Annotated in this window: 13 protein-coding genes and 1 tRNA gene; 4 read left to right on the forward strand and 10 right to left on the reverse strand. The window is 42.8% G+C overall.

The window, feature by feature from the left end; genetic code table 11:
- Positions 1-589 precede the first annotated feature (589 nt).
- From ACO1R6_RS24330 to ACO1R6_RS24345, 4 genes are all read right to left on the reverse strand, one after another.
- The gene (locus ACO1R6_RS24330) at positions 590-1,861 is read right to left on the reverse strand and encodes an adenylosuccinate synthase (protein ID WP_486268301.1); all 1,272 of its coding nucleotides are present in this window, start codon (positions 1,859-1,861) and stop codon (positions 590-592) included.
- 4 nt (positions 1,862-1,865) lie between these two features.
- Positions 1,866-2,213, reverse strand: coding sequence for an STAS domain-containing protein (locus tag ACO1R6_RS24335; RefSeq protein ID WP_486268303.1), 348 nt, complete (start codon positions 2,211-2,213; stop codon positions 1,866-1,868).
- Entirely contained in the window at positions 2,210-2,680 is a 471-nt protein-coding gene (locus ACO1R6_RS24340) for a Fur family transcriptional regulator (RefSeq protein ID WP_486268362.1), read from the reverse strand. The genes ACO1R6_RS24335 and ACO1R6_RS24340 overlap by 4 nt, the downstream gene beginning before the upstream one ends.
- A 79-nt stretch (positions 2,681-2,759) precedes the next feature.
- Positions 2,760-4,973 carry a RelA/SpoT family protein gene (locus ACO1R6_RS24345; protein ID WP_486268364.1) on the reverse strand — a complete coding sequence of 738 codons (2,214 nt, stop codon included), beginning with the start codon at positions 4,971-4,973 and terminating at the stop codon, positions 2,760-2,762.
- 242 nt (positions 4,974-5,215) lie between these two features.
- Between ACO1R6_RS24345 and ACO1R6_RS24350 the strand changes: the two genes are divergently transcribed.
- The 3 genes from ACO1R6_RS24350 to ACO1R6_RS24360 all read left to right on the forward strand — a co-directional run bounded on the left by ACO1R6_RS24350 (position 5,216) and on the right by ACO1R6_RS24360 (position 7,519).
- Positions 5,216-5,297 (forward strand) — tRNA-Leu (locus ACO1R6_RS24350).
- A gap of 67 nt (positions 5,298-5,364) precedes the next feature.
- Complete coding sequence (gene tig / locus ACO1R6_RS24355; RefSeq protein ID WP_486268305.1) at positions 5,365-6,696, forward strand: trigger factor; 1,332 nt, start codon at positions 5,365-5,367, stop codon at positions 6,694-6,696.
- A gap of 121 nt (positions 6,697-6,817) precedes the next feature.
- Complete coding sequence (locus ACO1R6_RS24360) at positions 6,818-7,519, forward strand: ClpP family protease (RefSeq protein ID WP_486268307.1); 702 nt, start codon at positions 6,818-6,820, stop codon at positions 7,517-7,519.
- Positions 7,520-7,575: 56 nt separating this feature from the next.
- Here ACO1R6_RS24360 and ACO1R6_RS24365 read toward each other — a convergent pair whose 3' ends face one another.
- Together ACO1R6_RS24365 and ACO1R6_RS24370 are read right to left on the reverse strand one after the other, a co-directional pair.
- On the reverse strand, positions 7,576-8,607 hold the full coding sequence (locus tag ACO1R6_RS24365; RefSeq protein WP_486268309.1) for a 5-methylcytosine restriction system specificity protein McrC: 1,032 nt from the start codon (positions 8,605-8,607) through the stop codon (positions 7,576-7,578).
- Between the two features lie 3 nt (positions 8,608-8,610).
- A complete protein-coding gene (locus ACO1R6_RS24370; protein WP_486268311.1) occupies positions 8,611-9,882 on the reverse strand; it encodes an AAA family ATPase in 1,272 nt (423 codons plus the stop codon).
- Between the two features lie 324 nt (positions 9,883-10,206).
- Between ACO1R6_RS24370 and clpX the strand changes: the two genes are divergently transcribed.
- Complete coding sequence (gene clpX, locus ACO1R6_RS24375; RefSeq protein WP_486268313.1) at positions 10,207-11,430, forward strand: ATP-dependent Clp protease ATP-binding subunit ClpX; 1,224 nt, start codon at positions 10,207-10,209, stop codon at positions 11,428-11,430.
- Positions 11,431-11,593: 163 nt separating this feature from the next.
- Here clpX and lpxB read toward each other — a convergent pair whose 3' ends face one another.
- The 4 genes from lpxB to ACO1R6_RS24395 all read right to left on the reverse strand — a co-directional run bounded on the left by lpxB (position 11,594) and on the right by ACO1R6_RS24395 (position 15,178).
- A complete protein-coding gene (gene lpxB, locus ACO1R6_RS24380) occupies positions 11,594-12,718 on the reverse strand; it encodes a lipid-A-disaccharide synthase (RefSeq protein ID WP_486268315.1) in 1,125 nt (374 codons plus the stop codon).
- Positions 12,719-12,837: 119 nt separating this feature from the next.
- On the reverse strand, positions 12,838-13,254 hold the full coding sequence (locus ACO1R6_RS24385; protein ID WP_486268317.1) for a 6-pyruvoyl trahydropterin synthase family protein: 417 nt from the start codon (positions 13,252-13,254) through the stop codon (positions 12,838-12,840).
- The gene (locus ACO1R6_RS24390) at positions 13,254-14,258 is read right to left on the reverse strand and encodes a FecCD family ABC transporter permease (protein ID WP_486268319.1); all 1,005 of its coding nucleotides are present in this window, start codon (positions 14,256-14,258) and stop codon (positions 13,254-13,256) included. Before ACO1R6_RS24390 ends, ACO1R6_RS24385 begins: the two co-directional genes overlap by 1 nt.
- A 5-nt stretch (positions 14,259-14,263) precedes the next feature.
- A complete protein-coding gene (locus ACO1R6_RS24395) occupies positions 14,264-15,178 on the reverse strand; it encodes an ABC transporter substrate-binding protein (protein ID WP_486268321.1) in 915 nt (304 codons plus the stop codon).
- Positions 15,179-15,265: the final 87 nt, after the last annotated feature.

The raw sequence follows: 15,265 nt of genomic DNA on the forward strand, positions 1-15,265 counted from the left end.
CCCTCCCCTTCTCTACTCTTTTTCCCTTCTGTCGTTTTGGGAGTGCAAAAGTAATAAACCTTTTTAATATTCCCAAATATTTTCAAAAGTTTTTTTTAAGGAATTTACTTAACAACCTATTGTTGTTATTGCGTGTGCAAAGGTAAGAAATTTTTCTATTTACCACAAATATTTTAAAGCTTTTTTCTTTAAACTATTTTTGCATTATAGTTAGATAAAACCAGCAACTGTTTTGTTAAAGCACCTTCTACCTTAAGCTTGCCTCCTTAAACAAAAGCCAGCCAGACTATGGTTCCTGATTTCTCTAATTTATGCTTAAAACCTTCTCTAAAGCCCTTTTATCTGCTTTATTCCAATTCCTATCGATTTGGGATTGCAAAGGTACGAACCTTTTTATTCTTTCCAAATACCCGCCTAACTCTTTTTGCAATATTCCTCTAAGTAACTGATAAACTGGTTTATTATTTTTAAACCCAACAACTGCAAATACGTTTAAGGCTGTTTTGCACCAACATTAAATTACACTGTTAAATCATTATACATAAAAAAGGAGCAAGTCTCCTTGCTCCTTTTCCAATATTCTTCTTGTTTATTTCTTTTGCAGCGTACTTACCCTATCGGGGCCAACACTTACAATGGTTATTTCAACAGCAAGCGCCTTCTCCAGAAATTGTAAGTAAGACCGGAACTCAGCTGGTAAGTCGGTATAGGCTTTTATATCAGTAGTGGTAGTTTTCCAACCGGGCAAGGTTATATAAACCGGGGTTAACTCCTCATCTACTAAATTATGCGGCACCTTATCTATTCTCTCTCCCGATGGTGTTTGGTAGTGCGTACAAACTCTAATCTCTTCAAAATCATCTAACACGTCTGCTTTCATCATGTTTAATTGGGTTACGCCATTTAACATGATAGAATATTTCAAGGTAGGCAAATCAATCCAGCCGCACCTGCGTGGCCGCCCAGTGGTAGAACCAAATTCTCGGCCCGCCTTCCGGATGCGCTCGCCTTCCGAGTCGTGCAGTTCAGTTGGGAATGGGCCGCTACCTACGCGGGTGCAATATGCCTTAAATATGCCGTACACTTCGCCAATATGACGGGGCGCTACGCCCAGACCGGTACAAGCCCCGGCTACCAAGGTGTTAGATGATGTAACAAATGGATAGGTACCAAAATCTATATCCAGTAAAGAGCCTTGGGCACCTTCGGCTAATATTTTTTTACCGGCCGCAATGGCTTCATTAATCATGTACTCACTATCCACCAAGCGCAGAGTACGCAAATAGTCTACCGCCGCAAAGAAATCTTTTTCGGCTTCGGATATCTCTAACTCTTTGCCGTAAAAACCAACAATTTTCTGGTGGCGCTCAATAACAGTATTGTATTTATGCTCAAAATCCGGCGCGGTAATATCGCCTACGCGTAACCCAAACCGGCCAATTTTATCCTGATAAGTTGGGCCAATACCTTTTAAAGTAGAGCCAATCTTATTTTCGCCCAAAGCTTCTTCCTGCACCCTGTCAATAAATTTATGGGAAGGTAATATTAACTGGGCCTTGCGGGAAATATATAAATTTTTGGAACCATCAATTCCCCGGTCGGTGAGTTTTTGCATTTCGGTCCGGAAAATTACCGGGTCCAGCACTACCCCATTGCCAATTATATTAATAATGTGCTCATGAAATATACCGGAAGGTATCTGGTGCAATACGTGCTTGGTACCACCAAACTCCAAGGTGTGCCCGGCATTAGGACCGCCCTGAAAACGGGCTACTATATCGTACGTGGGGGCAAGTACGTCCACAATTTTTCCTTTGCCTTCATCTCCCCACTGAAGGCCAACTAAAATATCTACTGCCATTATATTATTTTGATTCTTTTAAAAGGTTAGCGGCCTGGGCATCATCATCGGCTACAGTAAAAATAGCGTTTAGCTTGGTAATGATGAGCAATTTGCGAATATGTTCAGACGGATTAATTAAAATCATTTCGCCACCCCGGTTCCGGAATTTGGTAAGCAATGACACCAGCACGCCAATGCCGCTACTGTTAATAAAGCGCACTTTAGATAAATCAATGGCGCATAAAACAATCGATTCATTCAGGCTTTGGTTTACTACTTCTACCAGCTGTTGCGAATCCGGACTGCCAATTAAATCGCCTTGCAGGCGGGCAAATAATATTTTATCAACTAAAGAATGGTTCAATTTCATAAAGAAGCTGCACTGTTTTTAGACCGGCAATCGCCGCATATACCATATAGGTTTAAAGAGTGGTGCAAGATATGAAAATTTAGTAGTTCGCCCACCATTGTTTGAATGTTGTGAATACGGGGATCGCAAAACTCTACTACTTTATGGCATTCGGTGCAAATTACGTGGTCGTGCTGCCGGTACCCGTACGATTTTTCGTACTGCGCCAGGTTGCGGCCAAACTGGTGCTTGCTTACTAAATCGTTTTCTACTAATAAATCCAGGGTGTTGTACACGGTGGCCCGGCTTACCTGGTAATTTTTATTTTTCATGCTAATGTAAAGCGACTCTACATCAAAATGACCCGAGCGGGAATATATTTCTTCCAGAATAGCGTAGCGCTCCGGGGTTTTCCGGAGGCCTTTGCTTTCTAAGTAGGCGGTAAATATTTTTCTTACTTCCGCAAATTTCTTTTCGTCTAACACTATTATTAAGGATTGGTTGTTAATTGTTGATTGCAATATCAACTATACATAAATAACTAAAAGCTAATAGCTAATGATTAAACTATGAATCAAATCTTTCTACCTGCAAAACGCCTTTAACTTTTTGCAGCCGTTGGATTAATTTTTCCAGATGACTGGTATCGTTTACGAAAACCATTATTTTACCGTCGAAAACCCCATCCTGGGAGTCGAGGGTAATAGCCCGCATATTTACCTTTAAGCTATTGGAAATAATTTTGGTTAAATCGTTTACCATACCTACCCGGTCGGTACCTTTAATCCGGATACCCGCCAGAAAGGCCAGTTCGTATTGGTCGGTCCATTTGGCTTTTACAATCCGGTTGCCGTAGTTCGACATGAGTTCTACCGCTTTGGGGCAGGACGTCCGGTGGATCCGAATCCCTTCTTTTTCGGTTTCAAACCCAAACACATCGTCGCCCGGAATAGGATTGCAGCAGGTGGCAATCTTGTAATTTATTTTAGAGGTTTTCTCGCCGATCACCAACATATCTGAACTAATACCCCTAATTTTTTGCACCTCTTTATCAAAGTTAGGCGCTTGCTCGGGGCCCATGCGGTTCCGGTCCGATTCCGGATCGAAAATATGCTCGTTTATTTCTTTAACATCTACTTTGCCAATGGCAATGCGGTAATAGAACTCCTGCGCATGCGGCACATTAAAATAATTAAGTAACCGGTTCAGGTTAACTGGGGTACATTCCAGATTTAGCTGCGCCAGCCGTTTTTCTACTATTTCTTTACCGGCTTCAGCTTTCTGTTTCCGGTTCTCGCGCAAAAATTCTTTTATTTTAGAACGTGCCCGCGAAGTAGTAGCAAAGGTAAGCCATTCTTCCGAAGGCTTTTGCTTTTTTGAGGTGAGTATTTCAACCTGGTCGCCGTTGTGCAGTTTATAACTAAGCGGCACCAGCTTTTGGTTTACTTTAGCCCCAATACAATGCATGCCAATTTGGGTATGAATCTCAAAGGCAAAATCGAGGGCAGTAGCTTTATCAGGTAAAATTTTAAGATCGCCTTTGGGCGTAAACGCGAACACCTCTTCTACAAACAAGTTTTTCCGGAACTCATCCATAAACTCCAGGGCATTGGAGTCATTGGTGTCCAGCATATCGCGTACTTTGTTAATCCAAACATCTAACCCCGATTCGTTAGATTGGCTGCCGTCTTTGTATTTCCAGTGCGCCGCGTAACCTTTTTCGGCAATATCGTCCATGCGCTTTGTTCGGATTTGCACTTCTACCCAAGAACCGGTTTTACTCATTACCGTAGTGTGCAAAGATTCGTAACCGTTGGCGCGGGGCGTACTTATCCAGTCGCGCAAACGGTCGGGGTTAGGCTGGTAAAAATCCGTTACAATCGAATAAACCGACCAACAGGCAGCTTTTTCTATTTCGTGTGGCACATCCAGAATTATCCGAATGGCAAACAAATCGTACACCTCATCGAAGGTAATGTTTTGTTTCTTTATTTTTTTAAGGATAGAATAAATAGATTTAGGCCGCCCTTTAATCTCAAATTTAAAGCCTTGCCGCTTTAACTCTTCTTCCAAGGGCGATACAAAATCTTTAATAAATTTATTCCGGGCATTTTTTGTTTGCCGGATTTTATTCGAAATATCTTTGTAAGTATCGGAATCGGTATATTTTAAATATAAGTCTTCTAACTCCGATTTTATGGCGTATAAACCCAACCGGTGCGCCAATGGCGCATACAAATACATGGTTTCGGAAGCAATTTTTAACTGCTTGTCGCGGGGCATACTTTGTAGCGTACGCATGTTGTGCAGACGGTCGGCCAGCTTAATTAAAATTACCCGCACGTCGTCGGATAAAGTTAACAGCATTTTCCGGAAGTTTTCGGCCTGCTGTGAGGTGCCATAATCAAAAACGCCGGAAATTTTAGTTAAACCCTCAATAATGCGGGCTACGTTTTTGCCAAAATCACGCTCAATTTCGCTTAGTTCAATTTCAGTGTCTTCTACTACATCGTGCAGCAAAGCCGCTACAATAGAAGTAGTACCCAACCCAATTTCTTCTACGGCAATCTGGGCTACGGCCAGCGGGTGTAAAATATAAGGCTCACCCGATTTACGACGCATATTTTTATGCGCCTCCAGTGAGGTATTAAAAGCTTTTTTTATAATCTTGGCATCATTCCCTTTTAAAAAGGGCTTGGCGTGCCGCAACAAACGCCGGTAATGCTGCAGAATTTCTTTCCGTTCTACTTCGGGGTCTATAATGGTATCGTTAGCGCGCATAACCGTAATTATATAAAGTACCTGCTCCTGCTTTTCTCTTTCTAAAATATACTTCAAAATTAGTTAAGCCTAGGAGATAAACAATTAATTAGAGCGTCTACTCTTATTCCTAAACAAAATAACGGCCGCATTTATTCTAAAAAGTATAGAATTCTACTCTAACAAATTAAAAATATTTAGGAACCTTATTTGCAATTACCCCAGAAAGTTTTACCTTTGCCCCACCATTTCAAAATAAGCCTGCGGATGTGGCGAAATTGGTAGACGCACCAGACTTAGGATCTGGCGCTTCACGGCATGGGGGTTCGAGTCCCTCCATCCGCACGCAAACCCTCAACATCGCCCGTGTTGAGGGTTTATTTTTTAAAACTAAACTTAAATATTTAAGGCCTTGAATATTACATTAAACCAAACCGATGCCACCAAAGCCAACCTGCACGTAGTGTTAGAAGAAGCAGATTATGCGCCTAAGGTTGACGAAAAAATTAAAGAATACAGCCGCAAAGCGCAAATCAAGGGCTTCCGTCCGGGCAAAGTGCCCCCCGGCATGATCCGGAAAATGTACGGCAAAGGCATTCTGGTAGAAGAAATCAATAGCCTGCTTTCCAAGTCGGTTAATGACTATATCAAAGAAAACGATATTAAAATTTTGGGCGAGCCCTTGCCGGACCAAAGCCAGCAGCAAACCATTGATTGGGATAACCAAAAAGAATTTGCTTTTGATTTTGAACTGGGCATTTTACCTGATTTTAACTTAAACCTGGCCGATATTACCGTAGATGGCTACAAAGTAGATGCTGACGCCGAAACGCTGGACCAGGTTTACGAGCACATGCAACGCCAGTACGGCGAAACCGCTAACCCCGAAACTTCGGAAGAAAATGATTATTTATCGGGTGAGTTAAAGCAATTAGACGGCGATTTCTCTACGACTACCCTGCTGCCCGTTAATAAAGTAAAAGCCAAGCAAGAGCAGTTTATAGGTGTTAAGCCCGGCGATGTGCTTACGTTTGATTTACAGGAAATATTTGCCAACGATACCGCCGCTGTTTCGCACGTTACCGGTGTAACCAAGCAAAAAGCTACCGAATTGACCGGCAATTTCCAGTTTACCGTTGAGAAAATTAACCGTACCACGCCAGCCGAGTTTAACCAGGACTTTTTTGACAAAATATTTGGTAAAGATGCTGTAAGTACCCGCGAGGAGTTTGACGCCAAGGTGAAAGAAACCCTTAACGAGAACTACAACACCGAAGCCGAAAAATTACTGCGCAACAATATTGTAGAAAAGCTGGTTGCCAATACCGATATTCAGATTTCGGATGAATTCTTTAAAAAATGGTTATTAGTAGCCAACGAAGGTAAACTAACCGCCGAACAGATTGACCAGAACTTAGACCGTTACAAAGACGAGTTAAAATGGTCGATGATCCGGAACAAAGTTGTAGAAGAAAACGATATTAAAATCAGCAACGAAGACGTTGTAGATTCGGCAAAGAAAAAAATGCTGGCCCAGTTTGGCATGGCTACCGCTACCGAAGAAATGGAAGAAGCCATTAGCGGATACGTAGACAGCTTCCTGAAACAAAATAACGGTAAAAATTACGTAAATGAGTACGAGGCCATTTTGGCAGATCGCGTACTGGATTTTATCAAAGATAAAATTACAGTAGTCGAAAAGTCAGTATCGGCCGAAGAATTTAGAGATATTGCCGGAGAATAACAACTTTCCTGCGCCGTTTCCGAAAAAAGTCCTTTAACCAAGGACTTTTTTTATTTTCGCACGATTTATGTAACATTGCTCTTACTACACGTATTTATTCATCTATAAACACTGATATCGGATGTACAATAAAGAAGAATTTAGAAAATTTGCCGTGAAAGGCCAAGGATTAAGTGGTCTGGGCGTTGATCAATATTTAAGCCACGTAGAAGCCTCTACCAATATGCACCGGATAGAAAGCATGACGCGCTCCGTAATTGAAGAGCGGCCAACTAACTTCCGGGAAATTGATGTTTTCTCGCGCCTGATCATGGACCGCATTATTTTCCTGGGCACCCAGGTAGATGATTTTATTGCCAATATTATTACTGCGCAGTTGCTCTTTTTGGAGTCGTCGGATGCGAAAAAAGATATATTATTATACATAAACAGCCCTGGCGGCTCGGTATATGCCGGTTTAGGTATTTACGACACCATGCAGTACGTAAAACCCGATGTAGCAACCATTTGTACCGGTTTAGCTGCATCTATGGGTGCCGTATTATTATGCGGTGGCGCTAAAGCCAAACGTTCGGCGTTGCCGCACTCCCGCATCATGATTCACCAACCAATGGGTGGTGCACAAGGTCAGGCTTCGGATATTGAAATTACCGCCCGTGAAATTCTGAAACTGAAAAAAGAACTTTACGAAATCATTGCTTCGCACAGCGGCAAAACTTACCAGGAAGTACACGACAACTCCGATCGTGACTACTGGATGAAAGCCGACGAAGCCAAAGAATACGGCTTAATTGATGAAGTTTTAACCCGGAGCGTGAGCTAATAAAATATTTCTTTTTAATGATAAAGCCCGACTATTATTAGTTGGGCTTTATTTTTTTAAGCAATTAAATTTAATAAAGCTTGCTTAATATTTAACCAGGGTTGCGCCAGGTTCAGGGTTTTAATACTTACCCGGTGGCCGTGTAGCTGGTAATTTAAATCCAATTCCTGGGTAGTTACCGGGTACAGCAAAATACCTTCTACAGCCTTGCCGGCTAGCGTAAACGGATGATTTTTTAAATAAGCAAATAACTGATATAAATGGCCCGAAATAATCTTTTGCTTATTGTAGTGTTGCACCAGCGCCTGCTTATAAAATTTAGTATCAATTATTAATTGCCGATTAGCTGCGTATAGCGAAATATCGGTTACCATTTGCGGTAAATACGCCGCAGCCGCTACTGAATCAACCTCGGTTTGCCAGAAAATTCTTTCGGATTTTACCTGAAATGTGTTCTGCTCCTGCTGCAAAAAATTACGGACAAAAAGCTCAAACAACCGCCCCATCTGCCGCTCATCGGCTAATATATTATTAAAAGTAAAAGTATCTCCGCCTGGTTCCGGCAAAAGATTTTGGTAAAGCAATTGGCACAACAGCAAGGCGCGCCGGTAATATTTATTTCTAACCGGCGCCAGAATTTGCGCAAAAAGGCTATCAGAAAGTTTTGCGGCAGTTACCTGGTCTAATTGCCGGTAATGTTGCCGAACGCTTACAATCAATTTAGCCGGCAAATCTGGTGTAGCCAACAACTTTTCCAGAATGGCTTTTATAATCTGATTAGGTAAAATATCCGGGCTAAGTTCATCAAAAGTACATTGTGCTTTGCCTTGCCGCAATAAATCTGCTTTATACGAATGCGTTAGGTTTACCCGGCCTTTCAAAGTATTTAGGGTAGTTGTTGTACGCAAATATTGTTGGGCCAAGCCCTGCCGCAAAAGCCGGTGAGTATTTTTCAGGAGCATGGCCGTTAAAAGCGGCAACACCTTATCACCAGATACTGTAGCCGTTACAACTGGTTCTTCATTTTCGTCCCACAACTGCCAGGCGTAGCAAAGCAGGTAATAAATATTCTGGATGGGAATAGCCATACATTAATTATCCAGCAACAATCGGATAGCAGTTTGGGCCTGAGTAGGGTTATCGAACCAATATTCTTCTAGCAACGGCGCCAATTCATTCTCAACTACGGCTTCGTACCAGGCCACATTGCCCCCATTTCTGGGCGGATTACAAAAGTAACTATGCCCAATTAAATAGCCCTCGCCTAACTGGTTATCAGCCGCAATCATTTGGTTTAAGTGAGTCAGCCGGTTAGTGATGGCATCAATTAGATCGTCGGGGGTGTTGCGGTATTCTAGATAGCGCCGGAATAGCAGGCTAAATACCGGCTGCATTTTCTGGAAAGCAAACCGGCGGCGCAAAGCAAAATCTAACGGAGCCAACGTGCGGTCGGCTGTATTCATGGTGGCAATTAAAAACAGGTTTTCCGGCACGTAAAACTGCGTATGGCTTTTATTTTGTTCAAAGGGTAAAGCAACCGCATGCGCTAGCCCACGTTTATCGGCTTCCAGCAGCAGCAAAAGTTCGCCAAAAATATTGCCTAGGTTGCCACGGTTAATTTCTTCAATTATAAAAACATAAGGTACGTCGGGGTTAGCTAAAGCCCGCTGACAAAATTCATAAAACACCCCTGGCCGCAGCATAAATTTACCGTTAGCATCGGGCCGGTACCCCATAATAAAATCTTCATACGCGTAGCTGGCATGAAATTGTACCGTTCGAATATTTTCGCCGCCAGCAAAGCCAGTTTGTAAATAAGCCAGGCGTTTGGCCAGGAAAGTTTTGCCGGTACCGGGTGGCCCGCTTAAAATCAGGTTCTTTTTTTGACTAAGGGCTATCCGTATTTTGTCCAATTGGGCTTCTGCTAGGAACAACTCGGCCAGGGCTTGCTTCCTTGAATATTTCTCAGCATTGGGTTTAGGCTTTTGGTAAACGGGCGTTGGCTCCCGCAATACAACGGGTGTTTTGGTCATTGCCGGCTGCTCAGGTAAGGCCAGGGTTTGTGGTTCGGCCAATACCAGTAAAGCTTCGTCGGCGGGGGGGTTTTGTACCCCCGAGCGCTTCTGAATTACTGAAAAGCCTAGTTTTTCCAGGTAGTTGTTGGTAGCTACTCCAGCCGCTACGGCCCATTCGGCGGTACCATGTGCCAGCTTGTGGGCCAGGCGCATAAGTTCCAGCGGCGGGTACCGTTTGCCCTGGTATACCACTTCGTAAATAGTAGAGGCGCGTAGCCCGGGGCGGTGCACATCAATTTCACGAATGGCCTGTAAAATATGCTGACGGGTAATACCGGAAAAATTCAATTTTTTAAAACTTTAAACGTATCCAAAACACAGTTACCAGGCAGGGAAGTTCCATACTACGGTAAATTTAACGCAGTAACTAAAAAAATTACATAAAATTTATCCACAACTTATCCACAATAGTTAACAAGCAAAAATACTGAATTTCAAGCACATATAAAATATAACATTTTTTATTTTGTGGATATCTTTACTGGTTTTCAGGTAGTTAGTAAAGAAGCATTTTATTTAGGTATGTACCACGTAATCTTACAATTTTGTACATTTGCAGTAGTTAAACTTAGAAAGCTCTATTTATAGTATAATTTTTATATAAAATACCCTATGGCCGAAATTACCTGCTCCTTCTGTGGCAAAACAAAAAAAGAAGTATCCGTTATGATTTCGGGCATTAATGCCCATATCTGTGAGCGATGCATCGGTCAGGCTCAACAAATCCTGAATGAAGAAAATAAGATTCGCGCCAATGGTAAAACGCCTAAGTTTAATTTAATTAAACCCCGCGACATGAAAGAATACCTGGACCAGTTTGTGGTGGGCCAGGATGAAGCCAAACGGGTAATGTGTGTGGCGGTGTATAACCACTACAAGCGATTGATGCAACAACCCAAATCGGATGATGTGGTAATTGAGAAATCGAACATTATTATGGTAGGCGAAACCGGTACGGGCAAAACTTTCCTGGCCCGGATGCTGGCGGGTATTTTGCAGGTACCGTTTTGTATTGCCGATGCCACCGTACTAACCGAAGCCGGTTACGTAGGCGAAGATGTGGAGAGTATTTTAACCCGTTTGTTACAAGCTGCCGATTACAACGTAGAAGCCGCCGAGCGCGGTATTGTGTACATCGACGAGATTGATAAAATTGCCCGTAAAAGCGATAATCCTTCTATTACCCGCGACGTGAGCGGTGAGGGCGTGCAACAAGCCATGCTTAAATTATTAGAAGGAACTTCGGTAAACGTGCCACCGCAAGGCGGCCGCAAGCACCCTGAACAAAAGATGATTTCGGTGAACACCGAGAATATTTTATTTATTTGCGGCGGCGCCTTTGTGGGTATCGAACGGATTATTAAAAGCCGCTTAAACGCCAAACCCATTGGCTTTGCCAAATCGTCGCTGGATGCTATTGCCGAGCAAGATAATTACCTAAGATATATTACGGCCCAGGATTTGAAATCTTATGGTCTGATTCCGGAATTAATTGGTCGTTTACCGGTATTAACCCACCTGAACCCCTTAGATAAGAGCACGCTGCGTTTAATTTTAACGGAACCAAAAAATTCTATTCTGAAACAATATCAGCGCCTCTTCCAAATGGAAAATATAACCATTGCTTTTGATGACGAAGCCCTGGATTATATTGTAGATAAAGCCGCCGAATACAAGTTAGGGGCCCGGGGTTTACGCTCTATTTGCGAGAGCATTATGAACGAAGCCATGTTTGAGCTGCCATCCCAAAGCACCATTACCGAATTGGTTATTGACCTGGATTATGCCCGCACCCAGTTCGAAAAATCATCGCTGAAAAAATTGCGGGTGGCTTAGGTCTTTATTCGCTATTTGATGTTCGTTTATAAAGGCTTTGCTTTGGGCAATCAAAATGAAGAATAGAGTATATATTTAAAATTTAATAAGAATAGTTTACAAAACAGCGGCGGCTCTGGATTTCCAGAGCCGCCGCTGTTTTAAGAGAGTAATATTTATTTTATTAAACGTCTGCTTTATCTGTTTTAAGATAATCAACCATTAGTGCGGCGGCTTTACTGGCAGCGTTGGCTTCGCCCAGCTTTTCCCGAATTTGTTGGTAACCGGCCTTTTGTTCCTGAATATAGGCCTGATCTGTCAATATTTTTTTCAGCTCCGAGATAATATTGCGTCCGGTAAGGTCACTCTGAATTAACTCTTTTACAACGGGTTTTTCGGCAATTAAATTTACCAGCGATATATAAGGTACTTTTATTACAGCCCGGCCAATCCAGTAAGAAATTAAGCTGGTAGTATAACAAACTATTTGCGGCACGTTAAATAAAGCTGTTTCCAGGGTAGCAGTACCAGATGTTACCAACGCCGCCTCGGCATTGGCCAGCAAGTCGTAGGTTTGGTCGTATATAATTTTAATATTAGCATCGCGGTTAAAATTCTCGTAATAGTTTTGGTTTAAATTGGAAACCGCCGCTACTACAAACTGGTAATCCCGGAAAGCCGGCAACACACTCAGCATAATATACAAGATACTTTCAATTTCCTGTTTCCGACTACCCGGCAGTACCGCAATTATGGGTTTAGAATTAAGTTGGTTGCGTTGTCTGAAGTCGGGGCTGGCCTGGTGGTTGCGGACCATATCGGCAATGGGGTTGCCAATATAATCTACTTTGTATTCGAATTTCTGGTAAAAAGCCTCTTCAAAAGGCATAATTACAAACATGCGGTCTACCAGTTTTTTAATGGTATAACCACGGCCCTGGTTCCAGGCCCAAATTTTAGGCGAGATGTAATAGAAAACTTTAATGCCTTGTTCTTTTGCAAATTTGGCAATGCGTAAGTTAAAGCCAGCATAGTCAACCAATATTATCACATCGGGCTGATATTTTAAAATATCAGCTTTGCACTCGCGTAAGAACTGGATAATTTTAAAGGTATTGGCCGCCGCTTCTACAAAACCCATAAAAGCCAGCTCTTTGTAATGCCTTACCAAATCGCCGCCGGCTGCTTGCATTAAATCGCCGCCCCAGCACCGGAAAGAAGCCGCTGAGTCGTTTGCTTTTAGCTCCTGCATCAGGCTGGCGGCATGCATATCGCCGGATCGCTCGCCGGCAATGAGGTAATATTTCAATCTTTAGAAATTAGAAATTAGAAATTATGAATTAGAGATTGTTTGTTGCTGCTGATTGGTTGTTTGTATTCTGTAGAGATATTTTTAACAGTTAGCAACCAATTACCAGCAATTTAAAACTACTCCCCGTAATATTCTACAAAGTTCCGGGGTGTTTCGTACAGTTTCAGGCAATACAGTTGTGCCGAAGACATACCCGGAATAAGCGGCGCCAGAATTTGCCAAAAGGCAATTACCAGGTTTTCGGTACTGGCTAATTTTCCCTGCATAAAAGGTACATCCATATTCAGGTTTTTATGATCTACCACTTCTATTATATGTTGCCGGATAAGCACACTTAATTTTTTCAGGTCGATTACAAAACCGGTTTCCGGATCGGGCTGGCCTTTTACGGTTACAATTAAGTCGTAATTATGTCCGTGCCAGTTGGCGTTAGAACATGGCCCAAACACCTCTTTGTTCTTCTCTTCCGACCAGTTGGGGTTATACAGCTTATGCGCTGCATTAAAATGCTCTAATCTGCTTAAGTAAACCATTAATTAAATTTATAGCTCTTTTTCAGGAGCAAATATACGAAGAAAGGCACACCAAAGAACGAAGTAATAATACCAATTGGTAAACCGGCCGGCGGATATATTAACCGCGACAAAATATCGCAGCTCATCATAAAGGTTCCGCCCAGCAAAGTGCACAGCAATAAATTAAATTTATGCGTTAAACCCAGCAAGCTACGGGTTACGTGCGGCACAATTAAGCCCACAAAACCAACCGAACCCGCCAGCGCCACGCTAAAACCAGTTAGAACCGACACGACCAATAACATCAGCCACCGGGTACGCACCACCGGCACTCCCAGGGTTTCAGCCCGTTCGGCACCCAGCAGCAAAATATTCAATTCTTTCTGCATAAAAAAGAAAGTCCCCAAAGCTAGCAGCAAAGCCACTGCCGGGTAAGGCAGCAAATTCCAGTTGGCCCGGCCAAAGTCGCCCATCGACCAGAACAAAATAGAGCGCAAAGCCCCTTCGGAACCCGATAAAAAAGTAAATAAACTAACCAGAGCCGTCAGGAAAGAGCTTACAGCTATACCGGCCAATAATAATTGTGACGGAATAATTTGCCTTTTGCGGTACCCCAATAATATTACAAGTAAAGTAACTACAAAAGCCCCCACTAAGGCAAAAACCGGTGGCAAATAAAAACTGCCCCAGGTGGTGGCAATAAAACCGGTTATACTTAACGAAGCCCCCAGCGAAGCGCCCGAAGCCGTACCTAAAATATAAGGGTCGGCCAGGGCATTGTTTACCATGGCCTGCATAATATAACCCGAAAAAGCCAGCGAACCGCCTACCAGCAAGGCCAATAACAACCGGGGCAAACGCAATTGCAGAATAACAAAGTGGGTTTGGTTTGCTGCATCATAGTGCCAGAGTGCTTCGGTAATTTGCATAAAAGAAGCTTTAAAGCTACCAATGCTAAGGCCCGCCACGGCTACGGCCAATACCAGCAGCACCGCCGCCATTAAAATAAATAAGAGCTTCAAAGACTTCAAGGCAGAAAAGATTTCAGTTCCCGGATAGACGCCACCACCCGCGGGCCGGGCCGCGACATTAAATTATCGGTAGCCGCAAATATTTTTTTCTGTTGATACGCTTTTATTTTTTTTAACTCCGGGTATTTACTAAAAAAAGTATTCTCCATTTCGGCCAGGTCTCCGCCAATAAGTACGTCGGGGTTTAGGGCCAAGATATATTCGCGGGTTAAAGCGGGGTACGGCTGGGCAAATACTTCGGTAACGGCATTCTGCGCACCCAGGTAACGAAGTTTATCGGTAAAAAGGGTATTTTGCCCATAAACAAAAATTGGATCTTGCCAGGTTATGGCCAGCACTTTGGGTTTAACAGCGGCCGGTTTTACTTCAATGGCAGCTAATTCTGCTTTTAAAGAATCTACCACTTGCCGGGCCTTTTCTTCACGGTGTAAAATCCGGCCTAAATCTTCTAAGCCCCTAAAAACATCGGTAACGGTAGTAAATGATTGGTAATACACCGGAATATTTAATTCTTGTAGTTTGGCGGCAACTTCTGCCGAGGTAATACCTTCTACCGTAAATATTAAATCGGGTTTAAGTAAAATTAATTGCTCGTAGTCCATGGGGTAATTATTTACCTCTGGTTTTGTTTTTACCCATACCGGATAATCGCAGTTTTGCGTACGGCCAATAATGGTTTTTTCGTCGGCAACGGCGTATAGCATTTCGGTAGCCGAAGGCGCCAATGCCATTATGCGCTGGGGCTTACCCGGTATAATAATTTTTCGGCCTAAGTCGTCGGTAACGGTAATGGTTGCAACAGCAGTCTCAGGGGCTTTGCGGCTTTGGCAGGCCAGTTGCCCAAAAAGCAAACCCAGCGTAAATAGTAAAAATAAAAAGCGGCCCCGGGCGTATAAAGAAAATAAAAACATTTAAACAAATTAAAAAAGCTTGCAATACCGGCCAAAAAAATGGCTGTACGGTTTTTTTTGTAAATTTAGCGCAATTATTCAGATACC

This window comes from Adhaeribacter sp. (assembly GCF_057359045.1).

Bases quoted from the DNA above. Each gene is read 5' to 3' on its own strand.
- ACO1R6_RS24330 (WP_486268301.1), bottom strand. From the start codon at position 1,861: ATGGCAGTAGATATTTTAGTTGGCCTTCAGTGGGGAGATGAAGGCAAA.
- ACO1R6_RS24335 (WP_486268303.1), bottom strand. From the start codon at position 2,213: ATGAAATTGAACCATTCTTTAGTTGATAAAATATTATTTGCCCGCCTG.
- ACO1R6_RS24345 (WP_486268364.1), bottom strand. From the start codon at position 4,973: ATGCGCGCTAACGATACCATTATAGACCCCGAAGTAGAACGGAAAGAA.
- ACO1R6_RS24360 (WP_486268307.1), top strand. From the start codon at position 6,818: ATGTACAATAAAGAAGAATTTAGAAAATTTGCCGTGAAAGGCCAAGGA.
- ACO1R6_RS24365 (WP_486268309.1), bottom strand. From the start codon at position 8,607: ATGGCTATTCCCATCCAGAATATTTATTACCTGCTTTGCTACGCCTGG.
- clpX (WP_486268313.1), top strand. From the start codon at position 10,207: ATGGCCGAAATTACCTGCTCCTTCTGTGGCAAAACAAAAAAAGAAGTA.
- ACO1R6_RS24385 (WP_486268317.1), bottom strand. From the start codon at position 13,254: ATGGTTTACTTAAGCAGATTAGAGCATTTTAATGCAGCGCATAAGCTG.
- ACO1R6_RS24395 (WP_486268321.1), bottom strand. From the start codon at position 15,178: ATGTTTTTATTTTCTTTATACGCCCGGGGCCGCTTTTTATTTTTACTA.